The sequence below is a fragment of the Idiomarina aminovorans genome, from assembly GCF_023155095.1.
Taxonomy (GTDB): Bacteria; Pseudomonadota; Gammaproteobacteria; order Enterobacterales; family Alteromonadaceae; genus Idiomarina; species Idiomarina aminovorans.
In genome coordinates, this window is the sequence record NZ_JAKNDA010000038.1 from 1 (window position 1) to 255 (window position 255).

Consider the following 255-nt stretch of genomic DNA (forward strand, 5'->3'; position numbering starts at 1 on the left):
TCCTACGGGAGGCAGCAGTGGGGAATATTGCACAATGGGGGAAACCCTGATGCAGCCATGCCGCGTGTGTGAAGAAGGCCTTCGGGTTGTAAAGCACTTTCAGCGACGAGGAAAGGTGTTGTATTAATAGTGCAGCACATTGACGTTAGTCGCAGAAGAAGCACCGGCTAACTCCGTGCCAGCAGCCGCGGTAATACGGAGGGTGCAAGCGTTAATCGGAATTACTGGGCGTAAAGCGTACGTAGGCGGCGTGTT

Annotated in this window: 1 rRNA gene; it reads left to right on the top strand. The window is 54.1% G+C overall.

Annotation, left to right across the window (positions count from 1 at the left end):
• Positions 1-255, top strand: a 16S ribosomal RNA gene (locus L8G48_RS13410); the annotation flags it as partial.